7 protein-coding genes, 1 tRNA gene and 1 pseudogene are annotated in these 7,746 nt (G+C 48.0%); 6 read left to right on the top strand and 3 right to left on the bottom strand.

Features of this window, described 5'->3' with window-relative positions:
* The 3 genes and pseudogenes from VK958_RS08275 to VK958_RS08265 form a co-directional block, all read left to right on the top strand.
* A pseudogene (locus VK958_RS08275) lies at positions 1-355 on the top strand (hypothetical protein); the annotation flags it as partial.
* A gap of 305 nt (positions 356-660) precedes the next feature.
* Positions 661-2,370, top strand: a complete 1,710-nt coding sequence (locus VK958_RS08270) for a proline--tRNA ligase (RefSeq protein WP_325240607.1) — start codon at positions 661-663, stop codon at positions 2,368-2,370.
* A gap of 117 nt (positions 2,371-2,487) precedes the next feature.
* Positions 2,488-3,069, top strand: a complete 582-nt coding sequence (locus VK958_RS08265; RefSeq protein WP_325240605.1) for a lytic transglycosylase domain-containing protein — start codon at positions 2,488-2,490, stop codon at positions 3,067-3,069.
* 63 nt (positions 3,070-3,132) lie between these two features.
* Here the strand turns inward: VK958_RS08265 and VK958_RS08260 are convergent, their stop codons facing one another.
* Together VK958_RS08260 and queA are read right to left on the bottom strand one after the other, a co-directional pair.
* Positions 3,133-4,005 (bottom strand): hypothetical protein, encoded by an 873-nt coding sequence (locus tag VK958_RS08260; RefSeq protein WP_325240603.1) that lies wholly within the window; start codon positions 4,003-4,005, stop codon positions 3,133-3,135.
* Between the two features lie 154 nt (positions 4,006-4,159).
* Positions 4,160-5,203, bottom strand: coding sequence for a tRNA preQ1(34) S-adenosylmethionine ribosyltransferase-isomerase QueA (gene queA, locus VK958_RS08255; protein WP_325240601.1), 1,044 nt, complete (start codon positions 5,201-5,203; stop codon positions 4,160-4,162).
* Positions 5,204-5,254: 51 nt separating this feature from the next.
* Between queA and VK958_RS08250 the strand changes: the two genes are divergently transcribed.
* Positions 5,255-5,339 (top strand) — tRNA-Leu (locus VK958_RS08250).
* Between the two features lie 194 nt (positions 5,340-5,533).
* On the opposite strand, the gene VK958_RS08245 is transcribed toward VK958_RS08250, so the two are convergent.
* Positions 5,534-6,124, bottom strand: coding sequence for a PEP-CTERM sorting domain-containing protein (locus tag VK958_RS08245; RefSeq protein ID WP_325240599.1), 591 nt, complete (start codon positions 6,122-6,124; stop codon positions 5,534-5,536).
* A 572-nt stretch (positions 6,125-6,696) separates the two neighbouring features.
* Between VK958_RS08245 and VK958_RS08240 the strand changes: the two genes are divergently transcribed.
* Positions 6,697-7,200, top strand: a complete 504-nt coding sequence (locus VK958_RS08240; protein ID WP_325240597.1) for an RNA polymerase sigma factor — start codon at positions 6,697-6,699, stop codon at positions 7,198-7,200.
* Positions 7,201-7,234: 34 nt separating this feature from the next.
* A partial coding sequence (locus VK958_RS08235; RefSeq protein WP_325240595.1) for a FecR family protein occupies positions 7,235-7,746 on the top strand: 512 nt, incomplete at its 3' end.

The following is a 7,746-nucleotide window of genomic DNA, read 5'->3' as shown; positions in this document are numbered from 1 at the left end:
AATCATAGGCCCCAAAACCGGCACGTCGGCAGACCGGGCAGGCACGTTTGGCAACAGCAAATACCCACACCAACAAGACTGCAATGATGAAGCGATTAACAGCACCACCTATATGCGCTTGATGCAGCAAGCCGGCTTGATACGTTTCCATACCCTTTTAGATACCCGCACACGTAAATTCTTTTTTACCGGCTGGCCGCATACGGCTGCGGTTATCCGCGAAAATGAAAGCCAGGCAGAATTCGCGGTGGATAGTTGGTTTTACGATAATGGCCATGCCGCGACTATTGTGCCGATGAAACAATGGAAAGATGGTTACATACCGGAAGATAGTCCCATCCATCAGCGCGAATAAAACAGGGGAAACTGGAATAAGTGTCTGCGCGAGCGAATTGCTGCGTTGCACGAGCTTTTCCAATTACAGCTTCGTCACCTCGCCGTACTTGAGTACTATGGTGACGGCTGCTACGCTTAACATCGCTTAGCGGGTTAGCCTACACACCACAACACTTTGTTGGTTGTCTCGAATCCTGCGATGCGTGCGTCTTGCACTGCATCTCGCGCAGACACTTATTGCGCGGTTCCCCAGCTTATTTGCTGACTATCGCCGCATTTAAGGCTAAAATTCGGCCTTTAGAATTCTGTTAGAACTCCTTTCTTATGCGCGCCTCACAATTTTTCATCGCTACCCAAAAAGAAGCTCCTTCTGATGCCGAGCTGATCAGCCATAAACTGATGGTCAGGGCCGGACTCATCAAAAAGTTAGGCAGCGGTCTGTATAGCTGGATGCCACTGGGTTTGCGCGTGTTACGCAAAGTGGAAAATATCGTACGTGATGAAATGAACAAGGCCGGTGCATTGGAGTTGCTGATGCCAGCCGTGCAACCGAAAGAATTATGGGAAGAAACTGGTCGCTGGGCTGTGTTTGGCCCGCAAATGCTTAAAATACAGGACAGGCACGAACGCGACTTCTGTTTTGGGCCAACGCACGAAGAAGTGATTACTGATATCGCACGCAAAGAAATCAGCAGCTACAAACAATTGCCGTTAAATTTCTACCAGATCCAGACCAAATTCCGTGATGAGATCCGCCCACGTTTCGGCGTGATGCGCGCACGTGAGTTCCTGATGAAAGATGCTTACTCTTTCCATACCAGCGCTGATTGCCTGGTTGAAACATACAACAGCATGCACACCGCTTACAGCAATGTGTTCACCCGACTAGGCCTCAAGTTCCGTGCAGTAAAAGCCGACTCCGGCGCGATTGGTGGCGATGGCTCGCAAGAGTTTCATGTGCTGGCAGATAGTGGCGAAGATGCCCTGGCTTACTGTGAAGATTCTGATTATGCGGCTAACGTCGAGATGGCTGAAGCGGTATCCAATACCAGCCGCCCGGCCGCCACTGAAGCCATGCGTGAAGTCGATACGCCTAAGCAAACCACCTGTGAAGATGTGGCTAAGTTGCTGGAAGTGCCAGTAGAGAGAACGGTCAAGTCAGTTGCTTTAATTGTTGATGAAGTATTTACACTGGCCTTGTTACGCGGTGATCATCAGCTGAACGAAGTCAAATTCGGCAAAGTGGAAGGCGTGCAAAATTTCCGCCTGGCGACTGAAGAAGAGATTCGCGCCAATTTAAGCTGCCCGCCGGGCTTCATCGGTCCGGTCGGCGTCAATGGCAATGTGCGAGTGATTGCCGACAGGGCAGTGGCAGTGTTAAGCGATTTTGTCTGTGGTGCCAATAAACCGAAATTCCACCTGGCGGGTGTCAATTTTGGCCGTGATTTGCCAGAGCCAGTCATTGTGGCTGACATCCGCAATGTGGTGGCAGGCGATGCCAGCCCGGATGGTAAAGGCACGCTGAGTTTGTGCCGCGGGATCGAAGTCGGGCATATTTTCCAGCTGCGTACCAAATACTCGCAGGCCATGCAGGCCACTTACCTGGACGAAAACGGTCAGTCACAAGTGATGGAAATGGGCTGTTATGGCATTGGGGTCTCACGTATCGTCGGTGCGGCGATCGAGCAGGGTCATGATGACAAAGGCATTATTTTTCCACGTAGCATGGCACCGTTCGATGTAGTGATTTGCCCGATCGGCCTGGATAAGAGCGATGCGGTCAAACAGGCGGCATTCGACCTCTACCAGCAGTTGCAGCAAGCAGGTGTGGATGTGTTGCTGGATGATAGGGGCGAGCGCCCAGGGGTCATGTTCGCTGAAAGTGACCTGATGGGTGTTCCGCACCGCATCGTGATCGGAGACCGTGGCCTGGCGGAAGGAAAAGTAGAATATAAAGGCCGGACCGATGCTGAGGCACAGAACTTGCAAGTGACTGACAGCGTTGCGTTTTTACGTGACAAACTTGGTCAATAATCAGAGGGTTTTTCGTACTTCTGTTTGACGGCTGCACCCGGTTTTCTATTGGATAGAATAGCTAGGATGAACAAAGCAAACTTTTTATCTTTTTATATGGTAGGGGTAACCCTGTTGATGTGGTCAATCACGTCCGTTGCCGGTAACCAGAAAGAAGAGCCGCTTGCCAACAGCGTGAAAGCGCTGATGCAGAAATCCGTTACTGATGTTGCGGCACCACGCCTGTTGTTCGATACCGAGCAAACCGCGCAGCAATGGTTGCAGGAGATGTCAGTCCGCCTGACAAAACGGATACCGGATACCCAGTACCGTGAGGATTTCCTGAAGTCTGTGCATTACGAAGCGACGCGCGCAGGCCTGGATCCGCAACTGGTGCTGGGCTTGATCCAGGTGGAAAGTGGTTTCAAGAAATATGCTTTATCCAGTGTCGGTGCGCGTGGTTACATGCAGGTGATGCCTTTCTGGGTGAAAAGCATCGGTGCCAACGAGCATAACCTGTTTGATATGCGATTGAATTTGCGCTACGGCTGCACGATTTTGCGTCATTACCTGGATATTGAGCGCGGGGATTATTATCGGGCCTTAGGCCGCTACAACGGCAGCCTGGGCAAGCCGGAATATCCCAACCTGGTGGTAGGTGCCTGGCGCAATCACTGGCATTATGAATCACCGCTCAAGCTCAATGTCGCTAGCCAGTAAACCGTTAGTCAATTATAAAAAAAACCGCGCAATTGCGCGGTTTTTTGTTTTTGGAATCTATGGTTATTGCACGACTTTAAATCCATAGTAGGTACCAAATTCGCCTTCATTCTCGTGGTAGACGAACAGCATGCCGTTGCTATACCCTGCACCATTGAAATGATTCTGTGAACGTAGCTTCATGGTGGCTGGTAGCGCACTTTTACCGGCCAGTTGGCCATTCAGGTCAAAAATCAGCACCGTTTTATGATCCACATCCAGCAAGGCTAACTCATTACCAGCTACCCCGGTAAACGCAATAAAGTGATCACTGACATCATCGTGTGCCACCTGGGCCTTGGCAAAGTCCAGTTTGATTTCTGCCAGTTTTTCACGCTGTTTGGCATCCACTACATACACCAGGTTGCTACGTTCCTGTTTCGCATAATAGTGTTTGCTGGCAGGGTCGTAACTTGGCATGGTGCCGGCATCGCCGAAAGCCGGGTTGAATTGCGAAATGTCGCTGGAAGTCGTCAGCACCTCACCTTTTTCGTTGACATCCAGGCTGAAAATACCGGTGTTAGGTAAAAAGCCCGCGGCGCTTGAAATGTTGTAGGTGATGGTTTCCAGCTTGCCTGAATTGGCATTGAAATACAGCGAGCGGTTATCAAAACCAGGTTTAGCGGAATTGATATATTGCCCCGTGGCAGTGTAAGCATGCACCTCAGATTTTGAAATCGGCGCTTCGAATTCGCTGCCCATCGGCGCCAGGCCGCCATCTGCAATGTAGTAATGCTGGGTGCTGGGCAAATACGCCATTGTCATCGGCCGTGTGGTGGGTTTCTTGATCAGCGGAATCTTAACGCCGATTTCCGCTACAGGCAGGATTTCTGCCTGGCTGGTAAGCGACAGGCATAGCAGTGCCAATCCGCCCAGTGATTTTGTGTTGAATTTCATATCTCCGAGATCCTGTGTTTTTTATGTGATGAGTAGACGCTATTTTAAACGACAAGTTTTACCGAAGCGCTGATTAAGCCCACTTTTAAATTTATACGGGGTCATGTTCATTGTATTGACCTGCCTGGCTTGGCATCAGCACTGGATCGCCGCTTTATTTGATTCGTTGTGATGCTGAGCGAGTGATGAGCATCGCGTCGCCATAACTGAAAAAACGGTAAGATTCCTCAATGGCATGCGCATAAGCTTGGCGAAGCAAATCATAGCCACCAAAGGCCGACACCAGCATCATCAAGGTACTTTTTGGTAAATGGAAGTTGGTGATCAGTCGGTCAACCAGTTTGAACTCGAATCCCGGCGTGATGAAAATATCGGTCTCGCCATGATGGGCAAAAAGTTTCTCCGCACGCGCCGCACTTTCCAGAGTACGTAATGAAGTTGTGCCAACAGCAGTCACACGTTTGCCGGTTTCCCGTGCCTGCAGAATCGCTGCGATGGTAGCTTCCGGCAGGTGATAGACCTCGCTATGCATATGATGCTCGGCAATATTATCGACTTTCACCGGTTGGAATGTGCCTGCGCCCACATGCAAGGTGACATAGCATACATGTACACCCTTATCGGTGAGTGCGCTCAACATCTCATTATCGAAATGCAGGCCTGCTGTCGGTGCAGCCACTGCGCCTTCATGTTTGGCAAATACCGTCTGGTAGCGGGTGTCATCAGCAGTGTCAGCCGCATGTTCAATATAAGGCGGCAATGGTAATTGACCATGCTGCTCCAGAAAGTCATACCATGACTCATCGCCAAGCAGCCGGATATGAAACATGTCGGCATGACGCCCCAATACCTCCGCCTGGTAGCTATTAGCCAAATGCAACAGGCTACCCGTTTTGGGTGAACGAGAAGCTTTGATTTGCGCGTAAGCTTCCTGTGTATTGAACACGCGATCTATCATCACCTCGATATTTCCGCCGGTCGCTTTTTGCCCGAACAGTCGCGCTTTAATCACCTTGGTATCGTTGAGCACCAACACATCGCCAGCTTCAAAATAATCGCTGATATGGCGAAAAAAATTGTCCCGGATGGTGTTTTGAATGGCGTCTACTTCCAGCAGGCGACTTTGTGAGCGATTTGGTAAAGGATGTTGTGCAATCAGGTGTGGCGGTAGATAAAAATCGAAATCTAGAGTTCTCATAAATCAAAATTATGGTTATAATAGCGGTTTGTTGTCCATATTATATCCCATGCCGGGATGGCGGAACTGGTAGACGCACTGGACTCAAAATCCAGCGCCGCAAGGCGTGCCGGTTCGATTCCGGCTCCCGGCACCATAATAGAGTATCAAGCAGTACCAAAAAGACTCAAAATGAATAAAAAATCAAAGGCTTAGATGAAAATCTAGGCCTTTTTTCATATCATAACGTCGCTTGACATACGTCACGCTGGTGCTAAAGGAGAGACTCGAACTCTCATTACTACAAATAACAAAGGCCGGTTATCCCGACCTTTGTGTTATAAGATTTAGTTATGCTTGATTGTTGCGGCGTACAGCAATCCCTAGCAACCCCAAACCTGCCATAAGCATGGTTAGGTTTTCCGGTTCTGCTACTATTGCAATACCATAGTTTGAGTTGTACCAAACTCGACCAACAAGCGCAGGTTGCCCCAATGGTGCAGAATCAAATATTTCAAAACTAGCAGCAAATGAAAGAAAGCTTCCATTCGAACTTTTCTGAATATCGAAAATCTCAAATCTCCCGTTAAGTATGTTGAATCCGCTACCATCTCTGACCAAATCCAATCCCGGATGTCCTGGACTGGCAAAACGCTGTGCATTCTCATAAATGCCAAGGGTTAGAGGAGCTTCAGAAAAATGTGTAGAGAAATCAATAAACGATATTTGTGTATAGTCGGGTGTGTAACGACTAACGTAGACTGTGTTAAACGGGCCTTGATCAAGAACAACATAGTTATTTAAAACTGTTTTCTGAGTTATGCCCCATGAACCATTGATATAACCATAATCATCAAACTCTATACGATTTATGGCATGAGCGTTAAAACTGGCTATTACGATGGACGTTGCGAGAATTACTTTTTTTATTGTTGAAGCCATACAACTACATCTCCTAAATTATTTTGATTATCGTTAATGCGTAATAATGCTCTACTCGATTATGCCTAATTAGAATTAAAACTGGAAGAAAATTACGATAGTCCGAACGGGCTATTAATGTTTCGAATTGAAAGTATTAAGGGGTGACTTTGATTAAAGTGGGTATCTTTGGGGTAACAAATATTTATAATTTACCTAGAATGGTTTCAGTATTAGTGCTAAACGCAACATTCGATTCCGGCTCCCGCACCATAAAGTATGAGAAAAGCAGTTTTGAGAAGCCTTAAATCTTTGATTTAAGGCTTTTTTTACGCTTGTATCTGGCATACCGCCAAATTTAATAACGCAAATATTTGACCCTTGTAAAAAATTCTAGGGCTGCAGAAAATTGGTTGTTTATGGTTGTTAATAACCAATTTTATGATAAATGGTTGTATTCAGCCTGAATTTATTCGGGAAAAATTCCCTAGCTATAATTTTTCTAATTGAGAATCAGTCTCTTAATGCAAATGAATGTAATGGCACGCGTTTTGCAGATAACTCAGCGGAATAAAACTTTGTGGCGGTGGGATATGAGCGATACGTTGGCATGGTCTGGGATTGATTTGCAATGGGCATATACGGATGTACTGCGACGCATCGGCAGGCGCACGGCGTGTGTGCAACGTGCAAAAGACATCCTGCATGATGCACTGGTTTTTTTTGCTGTCTCCAGCCATCCGGCAAGGGAGGAGTCACCTGAGGCTTATCTGAACGGGATTGTTAACCATCTGATGGTGGACGAATACCGCTATAGAACCCGTTTTGTAGAAGAAGACCAGATTGACGAAACCGCGTTAATCCTGGAGTGCTCTCCTGAACAGATCTACGAAACCCGGCAAATGCTGTTCAACCTGCAAAGAATCATCGATCTGTTGCCAAAAAAATGCCGTCAGGTTTTCTGGCTTTATCATGTGGATGAAATGAAACAGAGCGATATCTCAACGCATTTGGGTATCAGCACCAGCATGGTAGAGAAACACCTTATTCGTGCTATGCTCGACATACGGGCATTTCAACAAAAAACAGCACGTTAATTCACCTCTTAAACCATATCCAATGCTAAAACCGATGACAGTCAGCGAAGTTGCCGCGCGATGGTACCTGCGGATGCGCGAGTATTCTCAGGGCGCATCAGAGCGTGAGGACTTTGAGCGCTGGCTGGCGGATGATCCTCGTCATGCTTCCGAGTATGAGAGTATCAGGCGCGCCATGCAGAGAATGAGCTCGGCTGAATCCCTGTCAACGCTGGCGGATGAAGCTGAGCAGCATGCCTTTCTTGCGCAGGAAGCCAAACGCAAAAACAAACAGCGCCGTGTCGGCCAGTTGTTCATGGTTGCTTTGCTGTGCATCATGAGCTTTGTGTTGCATCAGCAATATCTTGATTGGCAAGCCACACCTGTCATGCAGCTAGCTGCACAAAACCCGGTAGGGCAGATCGCCCATAAAACGTTAGACGACGGCACTCGCGTCACACTCAGCGCCAAAAGCGATATGGAAGTCACCTATTATCGGCATGAACGTCATGTATTGCTCAGGGAGGGTGAAGCCATCTTTGAGGTGACGAAAGACCCTGATCGCCC

The organism is Methylophilus sp., from assembly GCF_035460085.1.
Taxonomy (GTDB): Bacteria; Pseudomonadota; Gammaproteobacteria; order Burkholderiales; family Methylophilaceae; genus Methylophilus.
Note: the sequence above shows the minus strand (reverse complement) of the source record. Positions and strands in the feature narration are given on the sequence as shown.